The organism is Geodermatophilus sp. URMC 64 (genome assembly GCF_053502555.1).
The window spans coordinates 5,162,305-5,189,239 of sequence record NZ_CP199955.1; the positions used below are offsets into that span (position 1 = coordinate 5,162,305).

General features: G+C 74.6%; 24 protein-coding genes, 1 tRNA gene and 1 riboswitch. Of the genes, 10 read left to right on the plus strand and 15 right to left on the minus strand.

Annotation, left to right across the window (positions count from 1 at the left end; genetic code table 11):
• Positions 1-23 precede the first annotated feature (23 nt).
• Positions 24-1,037: a Gfo/Idh/MocA family protein gene (locus ACWIYF_RS25275; protein WP_448625577.1), complete on the plus strand. Its 1,014-nt coding sequence runs from the start codon at positions 24-26 to the stop codon at positions 1,035-1,037.
• 110 nt (positions 1,038-1,147) lie between these two features.
• Positions 1,148-1,828: a hypothetical protein gene (locus ACWIYF_RS25280; protein ID WP_448625578.1), complete on the plus strand. Its 681-nt coding sequence runs from the start codon at positions 1,148-1,150 to the stop codon at positions 1,826-1,828.
• Positions 1,829-1,855: 27 nt separating this feature from the next.
• Here ACWIYF_RS25280 and ACWIYF_RS25285 read toward each other — a convergent pair whose 3' ends face one another.
• Positions 1,856-2,647, minus strand: a complete 792-nt coding sequence (locus ACWIYF_RS25285) for a DUF72 domain-containing protein (protein ID WP_448625579.1) — start codon at positions 2,645-2,647, stop codon at positions 1,856-1,858.
• Positions 2,648-2,976: 329 nt separating this feature from the next.
• On the opposite strand from ACWIYF_RS25285, the gene ACWIYF_RS25290 reads away from it, so the two are divergent.
• Positions 2,977-4,938 carry a chitobiase/beta-hexosaminidase C-terminal domain-containing protein gene (locus tag ACWIYF_RS25290; RefSeq protein WP_448625580.1) on the plus strand — a complete coding sequence of 654 codons (1,962 nt, stop codon included), beginning with the start codon at positions 2,977-2,979 and terminating at the stop codon, positions 4,936-4,938.
• Positions 4,939-5,065: 127 nt separating this feature from the next.
• Positions 5,066-5,416: a VOC family protein gene (locus ACWIYF_RS25295; RefSeq protein ID WP_448625581.1), complete on the plus strand. Its 351-nt coding sequence runs from the start codon at positions 5,066-5,068 to the stop codon at positions 5,414-5,416.
• A 185-nt stretch (positions 5,417-5,601) separates the two neighbouring features.
• On the opposite strand, the gene groL is transcribed toward ACWIYF_RS25295, so the two are convergent.
• Positions 5,602-7,230 (minus strand): chaperonin GroEL, encoded by a 1,629-nt coding sequence (gene groL, locus ACWIYF_RS25300; protein ID WP_448625582.1) that lies wholly within the window; start codon positions 7,228-7,230, stop codon positions 5,602-5,604.
• A gap of 326 nt (positions 7,231-7,556) precedes the next feature.
• Here groL and ACWIYF_RS25305 point away from each other — a divergent pair, with 326 nt between their 5' ends.
• Positions 7,557-8,579, plus strand: coding sequence for a methyltransferase (locus ACWIYF_RS25305; protein WP_448625583.1), 1,023 nt, complete (start codon positions 7,557-7,559; stop codon positions 8,577-8,579).
• A 113-nt stretch (positions 8,580-8,692) separates the two neighbouring features.
• On the opposite strand, the gene ACWIYF_RS25310 is transcribed toward ACWIYF_RS25305, so the two are convergent.
• Both ACWIYF_RS25310 and thrC read right to left on the minus strand, forming a co-directional pair.
• Positions 8,693-8,893 (minus strand): cold-shock protein, encoded by a 201-nt coding sequence (locus ACWIYF_RS25310; protein WP_091218572.1) that lies wholly within the window; start codon positions 8,891-8,893, stop codon positions 8,693-8,695.
• Positions 8,894-9,110: 217 nt separating this feature from the next.
• The gene (thrC, locus tag ACWIYF_RS25315) at positions 9,111-10,385 is read right to left on the minus strand and encodes a threonine synthase (protein ID WP_448625584.1); all 1,275 of its coding nucleotides are present in this window, start codon (positions 10,383-10,385) and stop codon (positions 9,111-9,113) included.
• 12 nt (positions 10,386-10,397) lie between these two features.
• Positions 10,398-10,519: riboswitch (SAM riboswitch) on the minus strand.
• 59 nt (positions 10,520-10,578) lie between these two features.
• Between thrC and ACWIYF_RS25320 the strand changes: the two genes are divergently transcribed.
• Entirely contained in the window at positions 10,579-11,421 is an 843-nt protein-coding gene (locus ACWIYF_RS25320) for an HAD family hydrolase (protein WP_448625585.1), read from the plus strand.
• Between the two features lie 31 nt (positions 11,422-11,452).
• Here the strand turns inward: ACWIYF_RS25320 and ACWIYF_RS25325 are convergent, their stop codons facing one another.
• The 6 genes from ACWIYF_RS25325 to ACWIYF_RS25350 form a co-directional block, all read right to left on the minus strand.
• Complete coding sequence (locus ACWIYF_RS25325; protein WP_448625586.1) at positions 11,453-12,328, minus strand: ABC transporter permease; 876 nt, start codon at positions 12,326-12,328, stop codon at positions 11,453-11,455.
• The gene (locus ACWIYF_RS25330) at positions 12,325-15,252 is read right to left on the minus strand and encodes an alpha/beta fold hydrolase (RefSeq protein ID WP_448625587.1); all 2,928 of its coding nucleotides are present in this window, start codon (positions 15,250-15,252) and stop codon (positions 12,325-12,327) included. The genes ACWIYF_RS25325 and ACWIYF_RS25330 overlap by 4 nt, the downstream gene beginning before the upstream one ends.
• A gap of 47 nt (positions 15,253-15,299) precedes the next feature.
• Positions 15,300-16,781, minus strand: a complete 1,482-nt coding sequence (locus ACWIYF_RS25335; RefSeq protein WP_448625588.1) for a LytR C-terminal domain-containing protein — start codon at positions 16,779-16,781, stop codon at positions 15,300-15,302.
• A gap of 215 nt (positions 16,782-16,996) precedes the next feature.
• A complete protein-coding gene (locus ACWIYF_RS25340; protein ID WP_448625589.1) occupies positions 16,997-17,329 on the minus strand; it encodes a DUF3263 domain-containing protein in 333 nt (110 codons plus the stop codon).
• Between the two features lie 107 nt (positions 17,330-17,436).
• Positions 17,437-18,351 (minus strand): EamA family transporter RarD, encoded by a 915-nt coding sequence (gene rarD, locus ACWIYF_RS25345; RefSeq protein ID WP_448625590.1) that lies wholly within the window; start codon positions 18,349-18,351, stop codon positions 17,437-17,439.
• 74 nt (positions 18,352-18,425) lie between these two features.
• Complete coding sequence (locus ACWIYF_RS25350) at positions 18,426-18,857, minus strand: CBS domain-containing protein (protein ID WP_448625591.1); 432 nt, start codon at positions 18,855-18,857, stop codon at positions 18,426-18,428.
• A 104-nt stretch (positions 18,858-18,961) separates the two neighbouring features.
• Between ACWIYF_RS25350 and ACWIYF_RS25355 the strand changes: the two genes are divergently transcribed.
• Positions 18,962-19,369 (plus strand): DUF5313 family protein, encoded by a 408-nt coding sequence (locus ACWIYF_RS25355; protein WP_448625592.1) that lies wholly within the window; start codon positions 18,962-18,964, stop codon positions 19,367-19,369.
• Here the strand turns inward: ACWIYF_RS25355 and ACWIYF_RS25360 are convergent.
• The 5 genes from ACWIYF_RS25360 to ACWIYF_RS25380 form a co-directional block, all read right to left on the minus strand.
• On the minus strand, positions 19,366-19,575 hold the full coding sequence (locus tag ACWIYF_RS25360; protein ID WP_448625593.1) for a dodecin: 210 nt from the start codon (positions 19,573-19,575) through the stop codon (positions 19,366-19,368). The genes ACWIYF_RS25355 and ACWIYF_RS25360 overlap by 4 nt on opposite strands.
• An 89-nt stretch (positions 19,576-19,664) precedes the next feature.
• A tRNA-Thr gene (locus tag ACWIYF_RS25365) sits at positions 19,665-19,737 on the minus strand.
• 66 nt (positions 19,738-19,803) lie between these two features.
• Positions 19,804-20,667, minus strand: coding sequence for an LLM class flavin-dependent oxidoreductase (locus tag ACWIYF_RS25370; protein WP_448625594.1), 864 nt, complete (start codon positions 20,665-20,667; stop codon positions 19,804-19,806).
• Positions 20,668-20,803: 136 nt separating this feature from the next.
• Entirely contained in the window at positions 20,804-22,036 is a 1,233-nt protein-coding gene (locus ACWIYF_RS25375) for a lytic transglycosylase domain-containing protein (protein WP_448625595.1), read from the minus strand.
• 165 nt (positions 22,037-22,201) lie between these two features.
• Entirely contained in the window at positions 22,202-22,939 is a 738-nt protein-coding gene (locus tag ACWIYF_RS25380; RefSeq protein ID WP_448625596.1) for a hypothetical protein, read from the minus strand.
• Between the two features lie 227 nt (positions 22,940-23,166).
• Between ACWIYF_RS25380 and ACWIYF_RS25385 the strand changes: the two genes are divergently transcribed.
• The 3 genes from ACWIYF_RS25385 (at position 23,167) to ACWIYF_RS25395 (ending at position 26,934) form a co-directional block, all read left to right on the plus strand.
• On the plus strand, positions 23,167-24,042 hold the full coding sequence (locus ACWIYF_RS25385) for a universal stress protein (protein WP_448625597.1): 876 nt from the start codon (positions 23,167-23,169) through the stop codon (positions 24,040-24,042).
• A 109-nt stretch (positions 24,043-24,151) separates the two neighbouring features.
• Complete coding sequence (locus tag ACWIYF_RS25390) at positions 24,152-25,549, plus strand: S1C family serine protease (protein WP_448625598.1); 1,398 nt, start codon at positions 24,152-24,154, stop codon at positions 25,547-25,549.
• A gap of 104 nt (positions 25,550-25,653) precedes the next feature.
• Positions 25,654-26,934: a DUF445 domain-containing protein gene (locus tag ACWIYF_RS25395; RefSeq protein ID WP_448625599.1), complete on the plus strand. Its 1,281-nt coding sequence runs from the start codon at positions 25,654-25,656 to the stop codon at positions 26,932-26,934.
• Position 26,935 lies beyond the last annotated feature (1 nt).

The following is a 26,935-nucleotide window of genomic DNA, read 5'->3' on the forward strand; positions in this document are numbered from 1 at the left end:
GCCTGCCGGATAGCGTTCCGCGGATGAGCGAGGAGATCCGCTGGGGCGTCGTCGGGCCGGGCCGCATCGCCGAGAAGCTGGTGCAGGACTTCGCCGTCGTCGACGGGGCCCGGGCGGTGGCGGTGGCGTCCCGGTCGGCGGCCCGCGCGGAGGAGTTCGCCGGCCGGCACGGCCTCGAGCGGGCGCACGGCTCCTACGCCGCGATCCTCGCCGACCCCGACGTCGACGTCCTCTACATCGCGACGCCGCACGCGCAGCACCACGCCGTCGCGCTGGGGGCCCTGCGCGCGGGCAAGGCGCTGCTGGTGGAGAAGGCCTTCACGGCGACGCTGGCCGGCGCGCAGGAGGTCGTCGACGTCGCCCGCGAGACCGGCGTCTTCGTCATGGAGGCGATGTGGACCCGCTTCCAGCCGGCGATCGTGCGGCTGCGCGAGCTGATCGCGGACGGCGCGATCGGCGAGGTCCGCGCGGTGCAGGCCGACCTCGGCGTGATCCGCGAGTACGAGCCCAGCGACCGGCTGTTCGACCTGACGCTCGGCGGCGGCGCGCTGCTCGACCTCGGCGTCTACGTGGTCAGCTTCGCGCAGATGCTGATGGGCAGCCCCGACACGGTCACCGCCGCCGGGTCGCGGTTCGACAGCGGGGTCGACGCCGAGGCCGCGCTGCTGCTCGGCTGGGCCGACGGCCGCAGCGCCGCCCTCAGCACGTCGCTGCGCTGCGGCCTGCCGGGTCAGGCGCGGGTCTTCGGGACGGCGGGCTGGATCGACGTCCTCCCCCGCTTCCACCACCCGGACACGATCGTGCTGCACCGCAACGGCGCCGAGCCCGAGACGATCGCCCGGCCGCACGTCGGCGGCGGGTACGCGCACGAGCTGGTCGAGGTGAACGAGTGCCTCCGCGCCGGGGCGGCGGAGAGCGCGGTGATGCCGCTGGCGGACACCCTCGCCGTCCAGGCGGTGCTGGAGCAGGCGGCCGGGCAGCTGGGGGTGCGGCACGCGGAGGACCCGACGGCCTTACCCGACCGAGCAGGGACCTAAGTCCTCAAAGGTTCAAGTTGGGTGGGTCGGCCGCCGATAGACGTGAGGCCGGTCGCCTCGGGCCGGTCCCGTCCACGCCCCTCCCGGGGCCGGCCGCACAGGAGTACCGAATGTTCCTGCTCGAGGGTCTCGCCGCTGTCGCGGCCAAGATCGCGTCTGCCTCCACCGTCGCCCAGATCGCCACCGGCGTGGGCATCACCGTCGCCGGCGTGACCGGCGCCGGCGCCGCGGGGGTCCTGCCGGGTGCCGTCCAGGACGGCGTCGCCGGCGCCGTGGAGGCCGTCTCCCCGTTCGACCTGCCCGACTCCGCCGACGACCGCGTCACGGGCGTCGACGACGACCCGCAGGAGGCGGAGACCGACGACTCGGGCCGGGACGGCGCCGACGACGTCCCGGGCGCCGACCCGACCCAGGTCCCCGTGGTGTCCACGCCGGCCGCGCCGAGCACGTCGCACGAGACCGAGGTCGAGGACGAGGTCGAGCACGAGGCTGGTGACGACGACGGCATCCACCAGCACCGCGGCGGCCGCACCGCCGAGCAGACGCCGGCCGTGCGCACGGACAACTCCGGCCCGGGCAGCGTGAACAGCGGTCGCGACCACGACGAGGACGACGACGACCACGCCACCGGCGCCACCGCCCCGTCGACCGTCGACACCCCCGAGGTCGAGGACGAGAGCGACGACGACGGCGGCCACCACGGCGGCCGTTCGGGCTCGGGGTCCGGCTCCGACGACGACTCCGACGACGACGACGACAACTCGGGCCACGGCGGCGGGGACGACGACTGACGCACGCCCCGGCCGGGCGGCGACCCGCTACGCGGCGGCCCAGGCCAGGCCCGAGGCCTGGTCCGGCGTCGGCACGCGGGTCGTCGTCCGGCCGGTGGCGCGCACGGCCGCGGCGAACGCGACGGCGTCGATGACCGCCGCGCCGCCGGGGTCGTTGTTGAAGTAGACGACGACGTCCTCGTCGTCGGTCCAGGTCGCGGCCAGCCGCTCGGCCCACAGCTGCAGCGTCTCGGGCCGGTAGCGTGGCCAGGGTTCCGCGACGCCGGTGTGCAGCCGGAGGTAGGCCCAGTCGGCGGTGCGCCACAGCGGGGCGATCGGCTGCTCCTCGCGGTCGGCCCAGCACAGCGCCGCCCCGTAGTGCTCGAGCAGCGCCCGGATCTCGTCGGTCCACCAGCTGTCGTGGCGGGGCTCGACGGCCACCCGCACGCCAGGCGGGAACCGGGACAGGCACTCGCGCAGCAGGTCGGCGTCGACGCGCAGCGTGGGCGGCAGCTGCAGCAGGATCACGTCCAGCTTGGCGCCCAGGCCCACCGCCCGCTCCATCAGCCGCGCCACCGGCTCCTCCGGCTCGCGCAGCCGCTTGATGTGGGTGAGGTAGCGGCTGGCCTTGACCGCCCAGCGGAACTCCGGCGGAGTGCGCTCCCGCCACTTCTCGAAGGTCGCCCGCTCCGGCAGCCGGTAGAAGGCGTTGTTGCTCTCGACGGTCGCGAAGTGCTGGGTGTAGTGCTCCAGCCACAGCCGCTGGGGCAGCCGCTGCGGGTAGAAGCGGCCGCGCCAGTCGCGGTACTGCCACCCCGACGTCCCGATCAGCACGGTCACCGCGACCGCCTACCCGGGCGGGGTCGGGACGACGCACGTCGGCCGGCGGGGTCCCCCACATTGGGGTGACCACTTCCCCCATGCAGCGGCTGCCTGGGAGGGGCCTGTGTAACGGACCGTTCCTGCGGGCCTCCTCACCCGAGCGGGGCACCAAGCGGCTCGACTGCGGAGAGGCCATGACTACGACACGACCGAGCAAGTACAGCGGTCGCGGGGGCGGGACTGCCGCTGCAGCTCCCTCCGCGTCGCGACAGCCCCAGCGCGGCAAGCGAGCACGCCGCGTCCTCCTCGCCGGCGCCCTCGCGGCCGCCTCGGCCACGAGTTCCTTCGTGCTGGCACAGCCTGCCGGCGCCGCCCCACCGGCGTTCCCCAACAACCTCGTGGTCTTCCCCGACCGCGACTTCGTCACCGTCGAGGGCTTCCAGAACCGCGTCGGCCAGACGGCCACCCTCGAGGTGATCCGCGCCGGCGCGGTCGTCGGCTCGGCGCAGTCCGTCGTGGCGGCGGGCGACGTGGCCTTCGAGGTCAACCACCCCGGCGGCGCCTGCTGGGGCGCCGGCACCGACCTCAAGGTCACCCCCGACATCCGTGCCGGGGACAAGGTGCAGATCCGCTTCGGTGCCACCGTCCTCGGCGACACGATCGTGCAGGACGCGGCCGTCAACGCCGGCGCCGTCCGCAGCGGGAACACCGTCACGGTCCGCGGCTACCTCAACGACGGCGTCAACGCCGCCCAGGTCGAGCAGCGGGTCATCAACCCCGACCTCAAGGACACCTCCATCGGCCGCCGCGACATCCGCGCGGTGCCGGGCGGCACCGGGGACACCGGCTACACCTCGAGCCTGGCCATCGACGAGGCGGCCAACACCTTCACGGCGACCTACAACTTCACGGGGCCGGATGCCGCGACCGTGGCGGGGATGGTGGCCGACGGTGGCGGCGAGCGGTTCATGTCCTGGCAGGTGCAGGACGGCGCGGGCAACCGGCAGGGTCTGACCATCGCCGAGTTCGGCGAGCTGGGCGGTCCCGGCATGGGTGGCTGCCCGGCCGGCCCGACCGACGCGGCCGCCCCGGCGGGCTCCTTCTCGGCAGTCAAGTCGACCACGGACCCGACGAAGACGACGGTCTCGTGGACGCCGGCCGCCGCCGTGCCGGACGCCCAGGCGGTGACCGGCTACAGCGTCCTCGCCATCGAGGCCCTGCCCGCGGGCGCGGCGGCCGACACCCCGCGCAACCAGGTCGGTGTGCGCCTCGGCGCGGCGGCCACGAACACCACGCTCACCCTCGACCCGGCGAAGCAGTACGACATCGAGGTCCGCTCGATCGCCGGCCCGCGGATGAGCGAGGCCTTCACAGGCGGTCCGACCGCCGGCGGCACGACGGACGGTCAGGACGGCGTCGGCCCGCAGTTGACCACGACCCCCGCCCTCAACGGCGACACGGTCGTCACCGGGGCCACCGTGACCGTGTCCGGCTCGACGGACGTCTACTACACGACGGACGGTAGCGCCGTCCTGACCGGGGACGTGCCGTCCGCCACCGCCAAGGTGTACACGGGCCCGATCCCGATCACCGCCGCCAACACCCGGGTCAACGTCGTCGGATTCGACGCCGCTGGGGACTTCACCACCCTCACCGGCCTGGTCTCGCCGGCGCCCGCTGCTCCGGCGGCGGTCCCGACGAACCTGGCGGTCGAGAGCGTCGGTGCCGCCGGCGCCGACGCCGCCAACCCGCAGGGACGCGTGAGTCTGTCCTGGAACGCCGTCCAGGACGCCACGGACTACCGCGTCCAGGTCTGGACCGTGACCGGGACGGGCACGACTGCGACAGTCACGCGGGCGGCCCAGTTCGACAAGATCGTGACCACGCCCACCGCGGACATCACCAACCTGCCCAAGAACGCAGACGGGCAGCGGTACCGATTCCGGGTCGCGTCCCGCACGCCGGCGGCCACCACGTTCTCGGCCAACTCCGCGAACGTCGACGCGACGGTCCCCGGCGACGAGGTCTCGATCGAGCTGGCCGACTACCGGACCGGCAACGAGTTCCGGCTCGGCGGCAGCGCGAGCATCGTGGGCGCCACGATCACGATCCTCCGCTCCAACGCCGCGGGGACCGCTCCGACGACGACGGTCATCGGGACCGCACCGGTCACGGCCGTCGCCCCGCCGGAGGTCGGTGGCGAGTGGGTGCTCCGCCTGGCGCCCCCGCCCGCCAACCCGGGCAAGATCTTCATCAGGTCGAGCCAGGGCGGCGTGGCCGGTCCCTTCGACGTCACCGTCGTCCCGTGACCGCCTCCCGGCCGGTCCGACGCCCACCCCAGGGCTGAACCCGGCCGGGAAGCACCACAACTGAACAGCACCGAGGGCCCGTCACCAGCCGGTGGCGGGCCCTCGGTGTTGGGTGTTGAGGTGGGCCATGGCCGCGCCCGCCCGGTTCAAGGACCTCTGCCTCGACGCCCGCGACCACCAGGCGCTGGCCGACTGGTGGTGCGCCGCCCTCGGCTACGTCCGCCGCGACGCCGACCGGCCGGCGTCCGACCCGGTGGCGATCGAGGACCCGACCGGACGCGGACCGCTCATCTGGCTGAACCCGGTGCCGGAGTCGAAGACGGTCAAGAACCGGGTGCACTTCGATGTCGACGGCGACCGGGACGCGCTGCTGGCGGCGGGCGCCACGCTGGTGCGCGCGCGGGACGACGAGATCCGCTGGGACGTGCTGGCCGACCCCGAGGGCAACGAGTTCTGCTGCTTCGCCCCCGACGCATGACGCGAGAGACCGGCGACCCCGGTATGCGGCGTGATCATCTCGGGTCCAGCGGTGCCTCGGCGCGAGCGAGGCAGCGGTGGACTCGAGGTGATCTTCGAGGCCGACCCGCAGACGCCGACAGGGGCGGCCCGCTCGGAAGCGGACCGCCCCTGCCGGGCAGTGCTGGTGTTACCGGGAGGCCGGACTCAGAAGTCCATGCCGCCCATGCCACCGTCGCCACCCGGAGCGGCCGCGGCGGCCTTCTCCGGCTTGTCGGCGACGACGGCCTCGGTGGTGAGGAAGAGGCCGGCGATCGACGCGGCGTTCTGCAGCGCCGAGCGGGTCACCTTGGCCGGGTCGATGATCCCGGCGGAGACCATGTCCACGTACTCGCCGGTGGCGGCGTTGAGGCCGTGGCCGGTGTCGGAGTTGCGGACCTTCTCCACCACGACGCCGCCCTCGAGGCCGGCGTTGACGGCGATCTGCTTCAGCGGCGCCTCGAGCGCGACGCGCACGATGTTGGCACCGGTGGCCTCGTCACCCTCGAGCTCGAGCTTCTCGAACGCGACACCGGTGGCCTGCGCCAGGGCGACGCCACCACCGGCGACGATGCCCTCCTCGACGGCGGCCTTGGCGTTGCGCACCGCGTCCTCGATGCGGTGCTTGCGCTCCTTGAGCTCGACCTCGGTGGCCGCGCCGGCCTTGATGACGGCGACGCCGCCGGCCAGCTTGGCGAGGCGCTCCTGCAGCTTCTCGCGGTCGTAGTCGGAGTCCGACTTCTCGATCTCGGAGCGGATCTGGTTCACGCGACCCTGGATCTGGTCGGCGTCCCCCGCACCCTCGATGATCGTCGTCTCGTCCTTGGTGGTGACGAACTTGCGGGCGCGGCCGAGCAGCGACAGGTCGGCGTTCTCGAGCTTGAGACCGACCTCCTCGCTGATGACCTGGCCACCGGTCAGGATCGCGATGTCCTGCAGCATGGCCTTGCGGCGGTCACCGAAGCCCGGGGCCTTGACGGCGACGGACCTGAAGGTGCCGCGGATCTTGTTCACGACCAGGGTCGCCAGGGCCTCGCCCTCGACGTCCTCGGCGATGATGGCCAGCGGCTTGCCCGACTGCATGACCTTCTCCAGCAGCGGGAGCAGGTCCTTGACCGAGCTGATCTTGGAGTTGACGACCAGGATGTACGGGTCGTCGAGCACGGTCTCCATGCGCTCGGGGTCGGTGACGAAGTACGCCGACAGGTGCCCCTTGTCGAAGCGCATGCCCTCGGTGAGCTCGAGCTCGAGGCCGAAGGTGTTGCTCTCCTCGACGGTGATGACACCTTCCTTGCCGACCTTGTCCATCGCCTCGGCGATGAGCTCGCCGATGGCGGTGTCGGCGGCGGAGATCGACGCGGTGGCGGCGATCTGCTCCTTGGTCTCGACGTCCTTGGCGGTCGAGAGGAGGTACTCGGTGACCGACTCGACGGCCTTCTCGATGCCCTTCTTCAGCGACATCGGGTTGGCGCCGGCGGCGACGTTGCGCAGACCCTCGCGGACGAGCGCCTGGGCCAGCACGGTGGCGGTGGTGGTGCCGTCACCCGCGACGTCGTCGGTCTTCTTCGCGACCTCCTTGACCAGCTCGGCGCCGATCTTCTCCCAGGGGTCCTCGAGCTCGATCTCCTTGGCGATGCTCACACCATCGTTGGTGATGGTGGGCGCGCCCCACTTCTTCTCGAGGACGACGTTGCGGCCCTTCGGACCGAGGGTCACCTTGACGGCGTCGGCGAGGGTGTTCATGCCCCGCTCGAGGCCGCGGCGCGCCTCTTCCTCGAAGGCGATCATCTTGGCCATGTGGTGGTGTCCTCCATGCATGGATCGCTGCACGGCCGGGCCGGCGCCCGCGACGGACGACACCCGCCGGCGTGGGCGCTCCGTCGGCCCACGGACCGGTGCCTCACCGTTCCGACCATGATTGGCACTCGGAGTCCCCGAGTGCCAGAACCGAGTTTGGCACTCGACCCTGGCGAGTGCAAGGAGAGGGTCTGGGAGACGCCTGGAAGCTCATCTTCGTCGGCGAGCGTCACGGTCGCGGCGCGAGCCGCTTCCTCGCACGGAGCTGCGCCGTCGAGGTGCGCTAGCGTCGCGCCCTCTGGCCGAGGGGGTGCCCGATGGCGAGGATGCCCGACCCGAGAGTGCTGGTCGAGGTGCTGCGCAGCGGGAACCTCCGCGCCCGGCTGCGGGCGGCGCGGGACGGGCAGGCGGCGGTTCGCCTGCAGCTGGTCGCGGCGGCCGCCGATCTCGGGGTGCTCGACGCGCTCGCCGAGGGGCCGGTCGGCACCGCCGCGCTGGCCGACCGCCTGGGTGCGCCCGATCCCGACCTCCTGGCGGCCTACCTCCGCGTGCTGGCGGCGGCGGGGTTCATCACGGGCGAGGGCTCATGGGCGCTCACCAAGGCCGGTCGAGCGGTCGTCGACGACGACCAGGTCCGGGCCATCTACCAGGGCTTCGGCGGCTACCACACCGAGCTCTACCGGGAGCTGCGACCGCTGCTCTCCGGCGCCCTGCGACGCCGCGACACCGAGGAGCAGGCCGAGGTCATCGCCCGGCTCTCCGCCGTCTTGGAGCCGCTGCTCCACGACCTGCTCACCCGGACGGTCCGCGAGCGCCGGCCGCGCCGGGTGCTCGACATCGGGTGCGGTGCCGGCCTCCACCTGGCGGCGATGCTCGAGGCCGCTCCGGACGCCACCGGCGTGGGTCTGGACGCCGACCCCGACGCCGCGGCGCTGGCCCGGCGCACGCTGAGCGAGCGGGGCCTGGCCGACCGGGCCGCCGTCGAGGCGGTCGACATCCGGAACGCGCTCGCCGTCGGTCGCCCGGGCGCCCTCACCGACCGGATCGACCTGGCCCTGCTCGCCAACGTCATCTACTACGTACCGGTCGACGGGCGGGTGGAGCTGCTGCGCGCGGTCGCCGGCCTGCTCGCCCCCGGCGGCGCTCTCGTGGTCGTCACCACCGTGGCGGGGCCGCAGCTGTTCAGCCGGCACCTGGACCTGCTGCTGCGGGCGCAGGAGGGCCGCACGGAGCTGCCCGCCGTCGACGGGCTGCTCGGGCAGCTCCGCGAGGCGGGCTTGCGGCCGGACCCACCGGAGCGGATCGGTCCCGCCGGCGCTGCGCTCAGCGCGGTGACAGCGATCCGCTGAGGACGTCGGCGGCGGAGATCACCCCCGGTGACGCTCGCCGACAGTCTCGAGCCGTCCGACGACAGCGACGAGGCCCGGTTCCCTGAGGGAACCGGGCCTCGCTGGGAACGGTCTCAGGCGACGCGGACGGCGTCGGCCTGCGGCCCCTTCTCGCCCTGGACGACCTCGAAGGTGACCCGCTGGCCCTCGTCGAGGCTCTTGTAGCCGTCCATCTGGATGGCGGAGTAGTGGACGAAGACGTCCTGGCCGCCGTCGACGGCGATGAAGCCGAAGCCCTTCTCGGCGTTGAACCACTTCACGGTGCCCTGTGCCACGTGTGCTCCCACGTTTCGTGCGTGCGGACGATCCCCCCTCAGTGGAGGGACCGGGTTACTCGCTCTTCCGCCCGCTCGAACACGTGCGTGGAACTCGAACCGCGCGAGACGGTACAGCACAGGACACGCCGGGAGCGCAACTCCACGCACGGCGAACACCCGGTTTCAGCGGGAATGTCGTCTCCGCGGGTGAACCGGTCCCCCGGAGCCTACGCCCCTACCCGATGAGCCCCGCGGCCCGTACCGACTTCAGCGACGGGTCCACCCGGTGGGTGAACCCGACGACCGGCTCCAGCGGGTCGAGGGTCTTCAGCCCCTCCCCCGTGTTGAGGACGACGGTCTCCTTGGTCGGGTCCAGCCGCCCGTCGGCCACCAGCTGCTTGAGGACGGCGACCGTCACGCCGCCGGCGGTCTCGGCGAAAACGCCCGTGGTGCGCGCCAGGTCACGGATGCCTTGGACGATCTCCTCGTCGCCGACCCGGCCGACCGAGCCGCCGGTGCGCCGGATGGCGTCGAGGGCGTACGGGCCGTCGGCGGGGTTGCCGATGTTGAGCGACTTCGCGATGCCGAACGGCTTGACCGGCCTGACGACGTCCCAGCCGTTCTCGAACGCCGTGGCGATCGGGTCGCACCCGGCCGACTGCGCGCCGAAGACCGTCCACTCGGTCGCCTCGACGATGCCGGCCGCGGTCAGCTCCCGCCAGGCCTTGTCCACCTTGGTCAGCAGCGAACCGGACGCCATCGGGATGACCACCTGGGCCGGGATGCGCCAGCCCAGCTGCTCGGCGATCTCGTAGCCCATCGTCTTGGAGCCCTCGGCGTAGTAGGGCCGCACGTTCTGGTTGACGAAGGCGGTGTCCTCGAACTCGTCGGTCTCGGCGAGCTCGCTGGTCAGCCGGTTCACGTCGTCGTAGGAGCCGTCGACGGCGACCAGGGTCTGGCCGTACACGGCGGACTGCACGACCTTGCCCGGCTCGAGGTCGCTCGGGATGAAGACGAAGGACGGGATGCCGACGCGGGCGGCGTGCGCGGCGACCGAGTTGGCCAGGTTGCCGGTCGAGGCGGCGGCGATCTTGCGGTAGCCGAGCTTCTTCGCGGCGGTGGCGGCCAGGCTGACCACCCGGTCCTTGAAGGAGTGGGTGGGGTTGGCGGAGTCGTCCTTGACCCAGAGGCCGCCGGTGATGCCGAACTCGGCGGCCAGCCGGTCGGCGCGGATCAGCGGCGTCATGCCGGGCTCGAGGGTCACCCGCTCGGCGGGGTCCTGCCCCACCGGCAGCAGCGGGGCGTAGCGCCAGATGCTCTGCGGGCCGGCCTCGATCTGCTCCCGCGTGACCGCCTTCATGATGTCGGGGTCGTAGTCGACCTCGAGCGGGCCGAAGCACTCGGCGCAGGCGTGCTCGGCGATCAGGCCGAACGTCGCGCCGCAGTTGCGACAGACCAGGCCGCGCGCGGGATTGGCGGCGTAGGCGGACGTGGGAGCGGTCAGGGTCATGCGACGACTACCTCCTCATCTTCCCCGCGGCGGGCCGTCGAGCCGCGCGGGACGGAATTGGCACCTCCCCGCCTTGGTGGCGGCGGTTGCCGGGGCTTCACCGGGCCGTGTCCCTCTGCCCCTCTGGATGAGTGGAACGCCTCGACTGTACCCAGGTCGCCGGAGTGCCCCGGCGCACGGTCAGGATGGCCCCATGGCCGGCCCGCCCACCCCGCGCATCGTCTACACCGACATGGACGGCACGATGGTCGGCCCGCGCGGCTCGTTCTGGCACAACGCGGCGCGCGAGCTGACCGCGGAGCCGGCCACCGCGCTGCTCGAGCTGCACCGCGAGGGCGTGCCGCTGGTGCTGGTCAGCGGCCGCACCTACAACCAGCTGCTGGAGGCCGCGCGGCTCTTCGCCGCCGACGGGCTGATCGCCGAGCTCGGCGCCCTGGTGAGCTGGCAGACCGGCCGGGAGGTCGAGCTGCTGCCCGGCGAGCTGCCCGAGCGCTACGCCGGCCGCGCCCCCATCGAGGTGATGACCGAGCTGGGCATCGTCGAGCGGCTCCTGGCCGAGCACCCCGGTCTGCTCGAGTGGCACGAGCCGTGGCACGCCGACCACGCCGCCGACGCCATGCTCCGCGGCCGGATCGACCCGCTGGCCGTCGACGCGTGGCTCGCCGAGGAGGGCGCCGGCTGGCTGACGATCAAGGACAACGGCGCGATCCCGGTGTCGTCGCGGATGACGTTGGCGCCCGAGGCGCTGCCGCCGCGGGTCTACCACCTCATGCCCCGCGGCATCTCCAAGGGCGCCGCGATCGCCTGGGACCTGCAGCGGCGCGGGATCGATCCGGCCGACGCCGTCGCGATCGGCGACAGCGCCAGCGACCTGGAGATGGCCCCCGCGGTCGGCCGGCTGTGGATCACCGCCAACGGCGCCGCCGTCCCCGGGATGGCCGAACGGCTCGCCGCCGTCCCCAACGTCACGGTGACCGACGCCGCCATGGGCGAGGGCTGGGCCCAGGCCGTCCGCGCCAGCCTGAACGGAGGCTGAGCGCGCAGGATTGCTGCGCGCTCAGCCTCCGTCAGGAGGTGACGTCGCGGCGGGCGAAGTGCCGGAAGCCGAGGCAGGTGAAGACGGCGGCGTAGACCAGCGACTGGACGACGCCGCGGAACAGGTCACCGGAGTCGACCGGCGTCTGCAGCAGGTCGGTCCACGCGAACTCCTCCGCGGTCGGGAAGTAGTCACGGATCGAGCCCAGCTGCTCGACCTGGTCGAGGATCGCGAAGACGAACATCGTGAACACCGCGCCGCCGACGGCCGCCAGCGGCGCGTCGGTGATCGTCGAGAACCAGAACGCGAGGGTGCCGACGACGAGCAGGTGGACGGCGAGGTAGCCGACCATCCCGGCCAGCCGCAGCAGCCCGTCGCCCTGGTCGAGGGTGACCCCGACCGGCGTCTGGATGTCCTCGAAGCCGAAGGCGATCCCGCCGGCGACCAGCGCGGTGAGCACCAGCACCACCAGCGCCCCCACCGAGAGCACCAGCGCGGCGTACCACTTCTGCCGGAGCAGCCGCATCCGCGGCACCGGGGTGGCCAGCGTGTAGCGCAGCGAGCCCCACTGCGCCTCGCTGGCCACGGTGTCGCCGAAGAACAGCGCGTAGACGACCACGAGGAAGAAGCTCGTCGTCGCGAACAGCACGAACAGCGTGAAGTTCAGCCCGCTCGACGTGGCGACGTCGACCAGGTTGATCCGGCTGTTCTGCTGCGCGTCCTCGCTGGCGCCCAGCTGCAGCGCCGCGATGAGCACGAGCGGCAGGGACACCATCAGGATCAGGACGCCGATGGTCCGCCGGCGCTTGAACTGCCGGCGCAGCTCGACCCACAGCCGCAGCGTGCGCTCCGGCCGGTACCCGGCCACCGCGCCCGTGGGCTGCACGTGCTGCTCGACGGTGCTCACTGGACCGGCCCCTCTCCCACGAGCGCCAGGAACGCATCTTCGAGGCGCCGTCGGGGCGTGAACTGCTCGACCGCGATGCCCGCCTCCACCAGGGCCTGCAGCGCCTCGGCGCGGCTGGTCGGGCCCAGCTCGGCGACCAGCCCCTCGTCGGTGCGCTCGGCGCTCACCCCGGGCAGCCCCGACAGGACGGCGAGCGCGCGGCCGGTGTCGGCGTCGTCCGCCAGCCCGATCAGCACCGCGCCGCCGGTGCCGACGATCTCCTCCACCGTGCCCTGCGCAATCTTCTGCCCCTTGGCCATGACCACGACGTGGGTGCAGGTCTGCTCGATCTCGGCCAGCAGATGGCTGGAGACGATCACCGTGCGGCCGGTCTGCGCGTAGGAGCGCAGCACCTCGCGCATGGCGTGGATCTGCGGCGGGTCCAGCCCGTTGGTCGGCTCGTCGAGGACCAGGAGGTCGGGCAGGCCGAGCATCGCCTGGGCGATCGCGACCCGCTGGCGCATGCCCTGGCTGTAGCGGCGCACCGGGCGGTCGATCGCCTTGCCGAGGCCGGCGACCTCGATCGCCTCCTCCATGTGCGCGTCCTCGGCCGGGCGGCCGGTCGCGGCCCAGTAGAGCCGCAGGTTGTCCCGCCCCGACAGGTGCGGCTGCAGGCCGGTCCCCTCCACGAAGGAGCCGAGCCGGGACAGCACGGGGGCACCGGCGCCGGCGGCGTGGCCGAAGACGCGGATGGTGCCGGCGGTGGGCCTGATCAGGCCCATCAGCATCCGCAGGGACGTCGTCTTGCCGGCGCCGTTGGGCCCGAGGAGGCCGAGCACCTGGCCGCGGCGAACCTCGAAGGAGAGGTCGCGGACGGCGACGAACTTGTCCTTGTAGGCCTTGGTGACCCCCTCGAAGCGCAGCGGCACGTCCTCGCCGTCCGGATCGACCTGGGAGATCCGGCGCCGCCGGTACCGGCCCCACAGCAGCGCGGCGCCCCAGCCGAGCAGGAGCAGGCCGACCACGACGGCGAGCAGCACCCACCAGCGCGAGGAGCCCGCGGGGTCCTCGGTGTTGCCCGACACCCGGGGCACGGCGAGGTCCGCGGAGGCGTTCCCGAGGCCGGCGGCCAGGCCCACCCCGTAGACGGTGGCGTCGGCGGGCAGGGCATACGCCTGGTCGGTGGAGGAGACCACGACCCGCAGGGTGTGGCCGGCCTCGAACCGGTGGTCGATGGCCGGCAGCGTCACCGGCACGAGGGTGGGCGCGGCCGGGTCGGCGGACACGCCGGTCAGCGACAGCGGGGCCACCAGCCCGGAGGGCAGCGTCATCGACCCGTCGGGGCCGACGTCGTAGAGCTTGGCGAACAGCGTCGCGGCACCGGCCGGCGAGGTGACGGCGAGGTCGATCGTCGGCGCGCCGACCACCTCGACGGCAGCGTCGAGCGGCGCGCTGTCGAAGGCCGCGAACTGGCCCGGGATCTCCACCGTCTGCCCGCCGAGCGCGCTGCCCAGCGCGCCCAGGCCGGGCACGGTCGTGATGGCCGCGGGGTTGCCGCCGGCGGGCGTGACCACCGGCTGGGCCGGTCCGCTGACCTGCACGGCGCTCCGCCGCGCCGGGTCGGCGCCGGCCAGCCCCGGATAGGCGTCGGCGACGACCGTCTGGCTGCCGCCCTGCACGAAGCCGCCGCCGGTGCCCCCGAGCCCGGTCGGCGCGGGGAACTCGAAGCCGGTGCCGGGGTCGGTGCCGCGGTCGGGGTCGCCGGCCGGCCGGAGGTACCAGTCGAACCAGCCGGCGATCTGCTCGCGCAGCCGCTCGGTGACCCGGTCGGAGGCGCCGGTGTCGTGGCCCCCGGCGTACCAGAGCACCTTGACCGGCGTGCCGTTGGCAGCGATGCCGCGGGCGTTCGCGTCGGCCTGGCCCAGGCCGAACAGCGAGTCCTGGGTGCCCTGCACCAGGAGCGTCGGCGCGGTGATCCGGTCGAGCACCGAGGCCGGGCTGCTGCGCTCGAGGACGGCGCGGATCTCCGGCGTCAGGGAGCCGCTGGCGGCGGCGACCTGGTAGGCGGCGCAGATGTCGGCGCGGAACCGGCCGCAGAGCAGCGCCTGCTGGACGGCCTGCGGGTCCACGGAGGCCGGGTCGAGCCGCGGGATGCTCTCCGCGGACCCGTTCGCCGTCGCCTCGCCGTCGGTCTCGCCGTCCGCGCCGGTCAGCGCGCCGAGCAGCCCGGCCGAGCCCTCGCCGAAGAAGATGCCGGCCCACAGCCGCTTGTAGACACCGGACCCGTTGCCCTGCGGGACCGCCGCGACGGTCTGCGCGCCGTCCACGGACCCGGTCTGCGAGGGGAACAGCGCCGCGGTCAGCGAGTTCCAGGTGATCTGCGGCGCGATCGCGTCGACGCGGTCGTCGTAGGCGGCGCCGAGCAGGGACAGCGCCCCGCCGTAGGAGGCGCCCGCGACGCCGACCCGCGGATCGCCGTCGCCGTCGGAGAGCACGTCGTCGCGCGCCGCCAGCCGGTCGACGAGCGTGGAGAGGTCGGCCACCTCGAAGCGGGGGTCGTCCAGCCCGATCTGACCGGTGCTGCGCCCGAAGCCGCGGGCGGAGTAGGTCAGGACGACGAAGCCGCGCTCGGCCAGGAAGGTGGCGTCGTCGGCGACCGAGTCCTTGCTGCCGCCGAAGCCGTGCGCCAGGACGACCGCGGGCGCCGGGTCGTCCGCCGTCGCCGACGACGGGACGTAGAGGGTGGTGTCGAGCTCGACCGCGTCGGCGCCGGAGCCGGACGGCACGCGGGCCCCCTCGGTCCGCACGTCGTCGGCGGCCGCGGCCGGCGCGGCCGGCACCAGGACGACCAGCGCCCCGGTGAGCAGGACGGCCAGCAGTGCGGCGAGGGTTGGGCGCCCGGCGGATCGCGGGCGGGCAGGCTTCAGCCCGCGGAGTGGACGCACGCAGCGGCCAACGGTCGACAGCTGGGGCGTGTTCCGACGGTGGGAGATCAGGGCTGCCAGTCTCCGGCCACGACGACGACCAGGCCGGGCGTGGGCTGATCGGGCACCTCGAAGAAGCGCGGCGTGGGCCCGCCGGTGATCTGCGGGAACTGCTCGACCAGCTGCTCCGCGGCCTGGCGCTGCGTCTCGTCGCCCTCGGTGAAGAACACCGTGGTGACGGGCACGTCCCCGCCGGTGTAGCCGCCGGTCGCGGGGGTCTCCCAGCCGCCGCCCTGGAACTGCTCGGCGATCCGCCCGGCCAGGCCGGTGACGTCGGTCGCGTTGAGCACGGTCACCGGGACGCGCACCGGCGTCGCCGGGGCCTGCTCGACCGGCGCGGGCTCCACGTCCAGCGGCGGCAGCGTGGCGTCGGCGACCCCGCTGGGCGGCGCCGCGGCGCTGGTGCCCGCCGCCCCGCCCGACGCGGCCTCCTGCGTCTTCGGCGAGGTGAAGGAGTAGACGCCGAGGACGCCGAGCGCGACCACGGCGACGGCCACGAGGGCCATCACCAGGCGCTTGGGCGCCCCCCGGCCGCCGGCATCGTCCTTGCCGTCGAGGTAGTCGCGCGCGGTCAGGGTCTCGCCCTGGCGCTTGAGCTCCTTGCGGCGCTCGACGTCGACGGCCTGGCGCGCCGCGCGGTCGGCCGCCCGGCCGCCGCGGACCTGGGTGGACGGGCCGGTGCCCGGGTCGGTCAGCGGGCCGGCGTCGGTGATCGCGCCCGACGAGCGGCCGCGGACCGGCTCGTCGTAGTAGTCCTCGCCGGTGTACGCCTCGCCGGCGTAGTCCCCGTCGGCCGCGTCGTCGTAGCCGTCGTAGGCGTAGTCGTAGTCGTCCTCGTCCACCTGGGCGCCCTGCCGGCCGCGGGAGATCTCCCGCTCGGGGATCGCCGTCGTGGCCGGCGGCGGAGCGATGCGCTCCTCGGCGCGCTCGGGGGTGGACCGGCTGGGCCGCGTCCAGTCGCCGTAGGCGGGGCCGGACGGGTGGGCGCTGCCCTGCCCCGGGCGCACGCCGGCGGGGAGCCCGGCGGCCAGCGCCGCCGATGCCGGACGGGGCTGCGCGCGGACGCCGGCCGGACCGGTCGACCAGGGAGCGGAGCGCTCCTCGTCGCGGGCACGGACCGGGGCGGGCTCCGCCTGGGTCGGCGGGCCGGAGTACGGGTCGGCCTGCGGCTGGACCCGCCGGGAGACGGGCCGCTCGGGAACCGGCGCCGAGGGGTGCCCCTCGGGCAGGGACGGCGCCGGCGTCCGGGCGGAGGAGGGCGCCGGCCGGGCCTGGTCGGCGAGCGGCAGCCCGGACGGCGGTGAACCGGGCAGCGGGGTCTCGGCCAGCCGCTCGGGCGAGTACTTGTCCGGCTGCGCCTCGGGGGCGGCCACCGGGAAGGGGGCGACCGTGGTGCGCGGGGCCACCCGTCGCGGCGCCGCCGGCGGCACCGGGGGCCGACGGCTGACCGGCGCCGGCATGTCGGGCTGGCGGACGTCGGGCCGGGGCACGCTCGGCAGGCGGGCGGAGTCGTCCCCGAGCTCACGGCGACGGTCCGCCCGGCGCCGTCCCGGCGTGGTCGGGTGGTCGCTCAGCTCGGCATCCGCGGGCGGGCGCCGGCGGCTGCCCGGTGCGTCGGTACGGCGACGGCCCGGCTCGGGAGCGCTCTCCCGGTCCGGTCGTCCGTCACTGCCTGGCGCGGCGTGCCTGCCCACGGTGAGCAAATCTAAACGGCCGGACCGCCGTTGCCCAGGATCTCCGGTGAACGTCCGCGTCGCCGGGCGCTGCGCAGCCTCCGGAGGCGTCGGACGAGCAAGGGATCGGCCGCGAGCGCGGCGGGTCGGTCGACCAGGGCGTTGAGGACCTGGTAGTAGCGGGTGGGCGTCACGCCGAACTGCTCGCGGATCGCCGTCTCCTTGGCTCCCGCCGAGCGCCACCACTGCCGCTCGAAGGTGAGCATCTCGTGCTCGCGGCGGCTCAGGCCCGCGGGCGCTGGGGTCGTCTCCCCTGGACCCTCGACCCGTGGCGGGGAGACCACGGGGGCCGGGTCGGTGTTCATGGGTGCTGTCTCCTGACCGGCGTCCACCGCCCCGACGGGGGCGGTGCGGATGGCACGACGGTAGGCCGAGGGGCCGACACTTTCGACCCGGGACGGCGTGCCGGCGTTCAGACGGCGGCGGGCACGGGTTCGGCCGGGCGACGGCCCGCGGCCCGGGCGGCGCGCAGGCTGTCGACGGTGAACACGCCCAGCGCCACCCACACGATCACGAACCCGGCCAGGCGAGCCGGAGGCATCGGCTCGTGGCGGATGAACACGCCGATCGCCAGCTGCATGAGCGGGGTCAGGTACTGCAGCAGCCCCACCGTCGACAGCGGGATGCGCCTCGTGGCGGCGGCGAACAGCAGCAGCGGGACGGCCGTCGCGACGCCGGAGCTCATCAGCAGCAGGAAGTGCCCCGCTCCCGCGCTGACCGCCGTCCCGTCGCCGGAGGTCTCCAGCACGCCGACGACGACCGCCGACGGGAGGGCGACGATCGCGGTCTCGACGAACAGGCCGGGCGCCGCCTCGACCTTCACCAGCTTCTTCATCAGGCCGTACAGGCCGAAGGTCGCCGCCAGGGTGAGGGCGATCCAGGGCGGCCGGCCGTAGTCGACGGTGAGCACGACGACGGCGACCGCGGCGATGCCGACCGCCGTCCACTGCAGGGGCCGCAGCCGCTCGGAGAACACGACGACGCCGAGCAGCACGCTGACCAGCGGGTTGATGAAGTAGCCGAGCGAGGTCTCGACGACGTGCCCCGAGTTGACGCCGTAGACGAAGACGAGCCAGTTGACCGCGATGAGCGCCGCGGCGCCGCCCAGGACGAGCAGCGTGCGGCGGTCCCGGACGGCGGCGCGCACGTGCGCCCAGCGGCGGACGGCGGTGAGCAGCACCGAGATGAACAGCAGCGACCAGAGCACCCGGTGCGCCACGATCTCGACGCCGCCGGCCGGCTCGAGGAGCGGGAAGTACAGCGGGAACACGCCCCAGAGGGCGTAGGCGGTGATGCCGGCGGCGACTCCGGTCCGGCGCTCGTCCACGCCCCCACGCTACTGCGGCCCCGTCCAGGGGCCCGCCCTGAGCGTGCGAAGGGTGGGGAGGACGGGGTCCTTTCTCAGGGGTGCTGGATGTAGTCGACGAGCGAGGCGCGCTCGGCCTCGAGCTCGTCCAGCCGGGCCTTGACGACGTCCCCGATGGACACGATGCCGACCAGCCGGCCGCCGTCGACGACCGGCACGTGGCGGACCCGGTGGTCGGTCATGGTCTGGGCGAGGTCGTGCACGCTCGCGGTCGGCGGGCAGGTGTGCACCTCGGCCGTCATCACGCTCGACACCGGCTCGGCGAGCAGCCCCGCCCCGCGCTCGTGCAGGCCGCGGGCGATGTCGCGCTCGCTGAGGATGCCGTCGATGTGCTCGCCGTCGGCGGAGACGACCAGCGCGCCGATGCCGTGCCCGGCGAGCAGGGCGAGCGCCGAGCGCACGCTCTCGCCCGCGTCGACGGTGGCCACGTCGTGGCCCTTGCGGCGCAGTACCTGGCTGATCTGCACGGGAACCTCCTCCCCACGTGCTGCGCAGTGTGGCCCCGGACCCGGCTCCCGGCAACGCGTGTGCACCCGATCCGGGGACGGCGGAACAGGCCTACCGTCGTGCTGTGCGCACCCGGCACGGACGGCGACCCAACCCGCTGCAGTGGATCTGGTACGCCTTCGGCGGCGGGCTCCCGCGCGAGCTGGCGCCCTGGGTGCTCTTCGACACGACCGCCCGCACCTGGTGGCTGCGGCACATCGCGCGCGCCGTGGTGCAGCTCCTGCCGCTGATGGTGATCTGCGTGGTCGCCGTCCCGGTGCCGATGGCCTACCGGCTCAGCGCGGCCTTCGGCGGGCTGATCCTCGGCCTGCTCTTCTCGCTGGCGTTCATGACCGAGACCACCGAGCACCGCGTCGCCAAGGCCGGGTACGAGACCGGCACGGCCGCCCGCGTGCGCGAGGAGCGGGCCGAGCGGGAGCGCATCGAGCGGCATGCGCCCTACCGGCAGGACGGCGCGGGCAGCTTCGACTAGTCCTCGACCCGGAAACCGATCTTCAGCGTGACCTGGAAGTAGGCGACCGCGCCGTCGGCGACCTGGCCGCGGACCTCCTTGACCTCGAACCAGTCGATGTTGCGGACCGTCTGCGAGGCCTTGGTGATCGCGTTCTTGATCGCGTCGTCGATGCTGGTCCGGCTGCTGCCCACGATCTCGCTGAGCCGGTACACGTGGTCGGTCACGGGTCGCCTCCTCGCGTGCCCGCCGCCGGGCGGCAGCGGAGCGCCTGCGAGCCTGGCACGCCCGGCGACCGGCGGAAACCTCGAAGGAGAGCCGACGAGGGGACTCGAACCCCTAACCGCTCGATTACAAGTCGAGTGCGCTACCAATTGCGCCACGCCGGCGGTACGTGAGGACTGGCCCCGAGGACAAGTCTAGGGACACCGCACGGGACGACTCCGCCGCGCCGGCTAGCGCAGGGCGGCCTCGGCGAGCAGGTCCACCTGCGACGGGTCGCTGACGGTCGGGTCGAGGATGAGCTCGTCCACCCCGACCTCCTCGAACGCGGCGATGATGTCCCTGATCGCCTCGGGTGACCGGTGCGCCGAGCTCGCGATCATCTCCGCGGTCTCGCGCCCGAGGATGCCGTAGTAGTCGTGCAGGTAGACCCTCGACTGCTCCTCGGTGTCGCCGAGGGAGAAGTAGTTCAGCGCCACGATCCGCGGCGCGCCCTCGCGGCCGGCGTCGCGCCAGGCGGCGCGGAGACGCTCCAGGAACGGCGGGAGCAGCTGCGGCGGCGCGCCACCCGCCGTCCACCCGACGCCGAACTCGACGGTGCGGCGGATCGCGGCGTCCGACGTCCCGCCGATCAGGATCGGCACTCCCCCGGTCAGCGCGTCCGGCACCACCGGCCGTGAGTCCTCCAGGAGCGCCTCCCCGGCGAAGGCCCGCCGCAGGTCGGCCAGCTGCTGGTCGAACAGCCGCCCGCGGCCGCCGAAGTCGCGTCCGGTCAGGCGGTAGTCGTCCTCCCGGGCGCCGACGGCCAGGCCCAGCGTCAGCCGGCCGCCGGTCAGCTCCTGCACCGAGGCGGCCTGCTTGGCGAGCTCCGCGGTGCTGCGTGTCGGTGCCAGGAGCACGTCGGTGAGGAACCTGATCCGCTCGGTCACCGCCCCGGCGGCGGCGAAGACGGTCAGCTCCTCGAAGCCCGGATACGCGACCCGCCCGATCGAGCCCATGCTCGAGAAGCCGGCGGCCTCCGCTCGCCGCGCCCACTCGAGCAGCTGCGGGCCCGTGGTGCCCCGGACGGTGTTCGGGATGCCGATGCCGATGTCCACCCTGCTGTCCTCTCGTCAGGTCGTGCCCGCCCAGCCGGTCCACCGTTCGACGGCGACCACGAGGAGCGGACCGGACGGCGGCTCCGCGCGGTACTGCGGGAACCGCAGGACGCGCGCAGGGATTCCGGCGTGCCCGTCAGCCCTGCGGCGCCGCAGGTGTCACGAGCTCCTCCGAGGTCGTGGCCGCCGTCGTCGACGCGGAATCCGTCGCCGGCGTGGCGGGTGGAGGCTCGGTCGCCGGGAGCGACGCCGGAGGGTCGGACGGCGGCGGGGTGCTCGGTGGCGGCGTGCTGGGAGGCGGCGTCGTCGGTGGCGGCGGTGTGGTCGGTGGCGGCGTCGTCGGTTGAGTGGTCGGCGGTGGGCTGCTCGGCGGAGCCGGAGTCGCCGGAGCAGGGGTCGCGGGGGCCGGCGTCGTGGGAGCCGGTGTGGTGGGCGAGGGCGCCGGAGCGGGCGGGAGCGGAGCCGGCGCACCGGCCGCCGCGGGCACCTCCTCGGCCGCGGCCGGCGGTGGCCCGGGGTTGGCCGGCGGCAGGGCCGGGTCAGGCGGCTCGACCGTCGTCGGGATGACCGGCGGCGCCGTGCCCGCGTAGGTGGCGGCGAGGGTCAGGACCGTCGCCACGTAGCTGTCGGAGTGGTTGTAGGCCAGCACGGCGCGCGTCTGCCCGCCCACCGAGGAGAGGTCGCCGCCGGCGGCGCAGAGGTAGGCCGCCGTCGCCGCGGCCGCGTCGTCGATGTCGAACGGGTCGCGCTGCCCGTCGCCGTCGCCGTCCCGGCCGTAGGAGGACCACGTGGAGGGGATGAACTGCATCGGGCCGACGGCGCGGTCGTAGACCGTGTCACCGTCGAGCCGGCCGCCGTCGGTGTCGCGGATGAGCGCGGTGCCGACGCCGTCCAGGGCGATCCCGATGACCGGCGGCGTCGAGCGCCCGTCGGTGCGCAGCTCTGCGCCGGCGAACCGCCCGTGGTTGGACTCCACGCGCCCGATGGCGGCCACCAGCGACCAGGCGACGTGGCACGACGCGGGGGCGGCGTCGGCGGCGCGCTGGTAGGCCGCGAGCGCGACCGACGGGATGCCGCTCGCGGCCAGCGGGGAGACGGCCGCGCTCGTGCTCGCGCCCGTGCTCGCGGCCGACGATCCCGCCGCCGAGGATTCCGCGGGGACGGCGGCCGGCTCCGGTGTCCCCGCAGGGAACGGCTCGGTGCTCGGCGCCGCGCCCGTGGCCCGCGCAGGGGCATCGGCGGGCAACGTCGGCTCGGCCTGTCCGACGGAGGCATCGGCTCCTCCGCGCGCGACGGCGAGCAGGGCGGCGATCGTGACGCCGACGGCCAGCCGGCGACGGAACGCCGCCAGCTCGTTGCGTGCCACCATCGACGCCGGCTCCGTCCGCAGGCCCGCCGCGATCCGTGCGGCGAGGGGTGCCCGGCGTCCTGGACCAGCCGGCTCCGGCGCCCACGCTAGGAACCCGTTCCGGGAGCGCACACCCCCTCACTGGGGGCCTGCCCCCACCCCATTCGACGGCGCCTCGGGCAGCGCTCAGCCGGTCTGACCCCCAGCGGCATTGCCGCGCACGTACTCGGCCGGGTCGCTGCCCGGCTGCGGGCCGTCGGCGAGCCAGCTCGCGAAACCCTCCGGGTCGCGCCGCTCGAGCTCGTCCAGCGCCTCCTGCCGACGGCGCACCAGGGACTCCCGCGCGGCGGGCTCGAGCCAGCCGGCCAGCGCGGCCGTCGTGCGCACCCACTCCCGGCCCAGCGCGGCGGTGGGCAGGTCGGACACCGGCGCGGTCAGCCGGGCGGCGCCGCCCGCGTCGGGGCGCCCCGCCGGCCCCACCGGAGTGCCGTGCCCGAGCCAGGTCGCCACCGGCCGCGGCGGCAAGGCCGGGCCGCTCGGGTCCGCCGGCGCGGTGCGGTCGGCGGCGGGCCGCACCGTGCGCGAGCCGCGCAGCAGCCACACGAGCAGGGCGCCGACCGCCCCCGCGGCGCCCACCAGGACGGCGGCCATGCCGCCGCCGACGGCCGCGGTCCCGGCCACGACCATCAGCGCGCCCACCGTCCACGCCCCCGCGCGCACCGCGGCCTCGAGCGGCGGCGTCCGCTCCGGCCCCGTCGTCTCGCGGGCCAGCCCGGCGGCCAGGCAGGCCGCGACGGCACCGGCGAGGACGACGGCGATCACCCCCGACGCGCCCAGGACCACACCCCCGGCGAGCGCGAGGACGACGGCGCAGAGGACGCCGGCACCGAGAAGGAGCCGGGCGAACGGACCGCGGATGGGCACGGGCAGCCTCCTGCGAGCAGGCCGGACACGGATGATCCACGGTCGCTCACACCGCCGTCCGGGTCCCGTCCGGGGGGTCGCTCCCGCGCTCGATTCCGGCACTACCCAGACCGCATGCGGCTTGCACTCGCAGTGTGCTCTTCCCTCGGACGGTGCCGGCGAGCAGGCTTCTCCCCGGAAGCCGACGCCGCTCCGGCGCCGGCCGTGCTGTCGTGCGGAGGTGCCCTGTGACGACCTCGACCTCATCCGCCCCGGTCGACCGGGACGCCGGTGGTCCACCCGTCCGCGACGTCGTCGTCGGGGTGGACGGCAGCGAGGTCGCGATCTCGGCGGTGCGCTGGGCGGCCCGCGAGGCCGCCGCACGCGGAGCACCGCTGCGGATCATCCACGCGGCCGACTACCTCGGGGAGCCGGCATCCCCCGGCGCGCCCCCGCCCGAGCTGCCGCACGCCCGGCGCATCACCGCCGCCGCCTACACGGCGGCCCTGCACGCGGCGCCGGGGCTGACCGCCGCGACGGAGGTCGTCCCCGGCGACGCGATCGCCGCGCTGCTCAAGGCCACGGCCGCCGGGCAGCTGCTGGTCCTCGGCATCAGCACCACCGGCGCGGCCGACGAGCTGGTGATGGCCCCGGTCGCGCAGCGGGTGGCGGCGCGCTCGCCGCAGCCGGTCGTCGTCGTCCCGCGGTCGCGGCCCGACGCCTCGGGCGGCCGCCCCGTGGTCGCCGTCCTCGGGCTGGGGGACCCCGCGGAGGACGAGGCGGTCGCCACCTTCGCCGCGGCCGCCGCCCGGCGCGGCGGGGTGCCGCTGTCGCTGCTCCAGACCCGCCGCCCGGAGGAGGCGGACGACGCCTGGGCCGACCGGCTCGGCGACGTGGAGGTGCGGCAGGTGTCGATGCCGGGCGCACCGGCCGTGGACCTGCTGGGCGCGGCCTGCCCGACGCCGCTCATGGTCCTGAGCACGGGGCACGGCGGCCGGTTCCACCGTGGGCTCGACGGACTGCACCGCTGGCTGCTGCGCCACTGCACCTCGCCGATGGCCCTCGTGCCGGCCGCGGGCCGCGCCGCGGACAGCGCCCCGGAGGAGGCGACCACCGGGACCTGAGCGGCGTCCAGACGACTCACAGGTTCCGCCCAGCACCAGATCAGCCCTCGCGCCGACAGTCGGTGCAGAACGTTCGGCCGGACGGCCGGGCAGAGGGAGGACTGGAGCAGTGACCGAGCACGGACACCCGGACGCGTCCGGGCAGGACCCGCGGACCACCCCGGCCGGGGCGACCCCGGCGCAGCCGGCGTACGGGCAGCCGGCCGCCCCCCAGCCGGCTGCCCAGCAGCCGGCCGCGCACCAGGCGAGCGAGCACCCGAGCGCCCCGGCGCAGCCGGGCGTGTGGCTGCCGCCGCAGGCGCACCAGCAGGTCCGTCCGCCGACCGGCCAGGTCTTCGGCGCGCCCGCCTACCAGGGCGCGGTCCCGCCGGGCGGCTCCGTGCCGCCGCCGGTCCGTCGCTCCGGGCGGCTGCGGATCGGCATCGCCGGCCTGGTCGCCGGTGCGGTCATCGGCGGCGGCGCGGGAGCCGGCGTCGTGGCCCTGGTCGACCAGCCGGGCAGCCCGGCCTCGTCGGCCGCCGCCGCGCAGAGCGTGGTCATCAAGGACCCGAACTCGGCGACGTCCGTCACCGCGGCGGCCGCCAAGGCCGCGCCCAGCGTGGTGACCATCTACGTCACGGGGTCGTCGGCCGCGGGCAGCGGCTCCGGCGTCGTCCTGACCGACGACGGCTACGTGCTGACCAACAACCACGTGGTCACGCTGGAGGGCGAGGCGTCGAACGCCGACATCCAGGTGCGCACCGCCGACGGCACGCTCTACGACGCCACCGTCGTCGGCACCGACCCGTCCAGCGACCTCGCCGTCGTCAAGCTGGACGGCGCCAGCGGCCTGACCCCGGCCACCTTCGCCGACTCCGGCAAGGTGCAGGTCGGCGACCTCGCCGTCGCCATCGGCGCGCCGCTGGGCCTGGAGAACACCGTCACCGACGGCATCGTCAGCGCCACCAACCGCGCCGTGCAGACCGGCTCCACCCAGAGCGACGCCACGGTGATCGACGCGATCCAGACCGACGCGGCGATCAACCCCGGCAACTCCGGCGGCGCGCTGGTCAACGCCGCGGGCGAGGTGATCGGCATCAACACGGCGATCGCCTCGGTCGCCTCCTCCGACCTGCCGGGCCAGCAGTCCACGCAGAGCGGCAACATCGGCGTCGGCTTCGCGATCCCCAGCAACACCGCGAAGCGGATCGCGACGGAGATCATCAAGACCGGCTCGGCCAACCACGCCGTCCTCGGGGTCAGCGCGCAGACCGCGACCGACGGGCAGAACACCGAGGTCGGCACGGGCGCCGAGGTGGTGCAGGTGCAGGCGGGCAGCGCGGCGGCCGACGCCGGGCTGCGGGCCGGTGACGTCATCACCGCGGTCGACGACCGGCCGGTGACGACGTCGACCGAGCTCACCGCCGCCGTCCGCAGCGCCCCTCCCGGCGAGAAGGTGACGCTCACCGTCCGCCGCGGCAGCGACACCACGACGGTGGACGTCACCCTCGGCACCTCGACCAGCTGATCCGGCTGCGTCGTCCCGACCGGCGGCCCCGGCACCGACCCCCGCGGTGCCGGGGCCGCCGTGCGTCCCAGCAGCCCACAGCCGCGGTGCCTACGCTCGGGAAGGTGCCGGCTCCCCGATCGCTCGCGCCCCTGGCGGGCTCCCTCGACGACCCGCAGCGCGCCCGCGACCTCGCCCGCATGAAGCGGCTGGCCACCGGCCTGTTCCTGTTCGCCGCGGCCGTCTTCCTCGCCTGCGTGCTGATCGGCTCCGACGCCGGGGCGTGGGTCGGCTACGTCCGGGCCACGGCCGAAGCCTCGATGGTCGGCGCGCTGGCCGACTGGTTCGCCGTCACGGCCCTGTTCCGGCACCCGATGGGGCTGCCGATCCCGCACACCGCGATCATCCCGCGCAAGAAGGACCAGATCGGGGCCAGCCTGGGCACCTTCGTCCAGGAGAATTTCCTCACCCGCGCGGTCGTCGAGGACAAGCTGACCACGGTCGACGTCCCCGGCCGGTTGGGCGACTTCCTCGCCGCGCCGGGCCGCGCCGAGCGGCTGGCCGGCGACGCCTCGGCGGTGCTCACGGCGTTCACCGGCCTGCTGCGCGACGAGGAGCTGCAGCCGGCCGTGGCCGCGCTGGTCGACCGCAAGCTGCACGGCACCCCGGCCGCGCCGATCGTCGCCCGCGCGCTGGAGCTGGTGGTCGACGGCGACCGGCACCAGGAGGTCCTGTCGGTCGCGCTGCGCGGCCTGGCCCGCTTCCTGGAGGAGAACCGCGTCGTCTTCCGCGCCCAGCTCGGCGACGCCTCCCCCGCCTGGGTGCCCGACTGGGTGGACGAGCGGCTCTTCACCAAGGTCTTCACCGGCGTCCAGCAGTTCCTCGAGGAGGTCGGCGCCGACCCCCAGCACGAGCTGCGCCGCGCCTACGACGCCCGGCTGCGGGTCTACATCCACGCCCTGCGCACCGATCCCTCGACCGCCGGGCGCGTGGAGGAGGTCAAGAAGGAGCTGCTCGAGCACCCCGCCGTCCGCCACTGGTCGGGCTCGCTGTGGAGCAACGCGAAGAACGCCGTCCTCGCCGCGGCCGCCGACCCGGACTCCGAGCTGCGCGCCCGGATGACCGGGATGATCCGCGAGCTGGCGCACAACCTGCAGACCGAACCCACCCTCCGGGAGCTCGTGCAGCGGCACGCGCACACCGTCGCGGGCTACCTCGTGGAGCGCTTCTCCGGCGACGTCGCCGACCTGGTGGGGACGACGGTCCAGCGGTGGGACACCGACGAGACCAGCCGGCGGATCGAGCTGCAGGTCGGCCGGGACCTGCAGTGGATCCGCGTCAACGGCACCGTCGTCGGCGGCCTCGCCGGCCTGCTGATCTACACCGTCGCCCAGCTGATCGGCTGAC